We start from the raw sequence: 504 nt of genomic DNA on the forward strand, positions 1-504 counted from the left end.
CTCACTTACAGCTCCCCGAAGCATATCGGTGTTAGTGCCGTCCTTCATCGGCTCCTAGTGCCAAGGCATTCGCCGTGCGCCCTTAATAACTTAACCAAGTTATTAAGCCTAAAAAAAACTTAAAAAAATAAATGTGTTTGTTACAATTTCAATGTCGTTTTATCCAGTTTTCAAAGAACAAATTATTGGTGGAGCCTAGCGGGATCGAACCGCTGACCTCCTGCGTGCAAGGCAGGCGCTCTCCCAGCTGAGCTAAGGCCCCAAGAGGTATATATGGTGGGCCTAAATGGACTCGAACCATCGACCTCACGCTTATCAGGCGTGCGCTCTAACCAGCTGAGCTATAGGCCCTCTTAGAAGTTTTATAGTTATTCATAAACCTTCAAAACTGAACGCAAAACGTAATCTTACAAACCCTAGGTTTGTATTCCGAAAATATCCTTAGAAAGGAGGTGATCCAGCCGCACCTTCCGATACGGCTACCTTGTTACGACTTCACCCCAA

2 tRNA genes and 2 rRNA genes are annotated in these 504 nt (G+C 45.6%); all 4 read right to left on the reverse strand.

Annotated features, from left to right (window positions below):
- Positions 1 to 96: ribosomal RNA gene (locus ACYQ73_RS28215) — 23S ribosomal RNA — on the reverse strand; the annotation flags it as partial.
- Positions 97 to 186: 90 nt separating this feature from the next.
- Positions 187 to 262, reverse strand: a tRNA-Ala gene (locus ACYQ73_RS28220).
- A 12-nt stretch (positions 263 to 274) separates the two neighbouring features.
- Positions 275 to 351, reverse strand: a tRNA-Ile gene (locus ACYQ73_RS28225).
- A 94-nt stretch (positions 352 to 445) separates the two neighbouring features.
- Positions 446 to 504 (reverse strand): 16S ribosomal RNA (locus ACYQ73_RS28230); the annotation flags it as partial.

It is taken from the genome of Lysinibacillus sp. CTST325, from assembly GCF_054665055.1.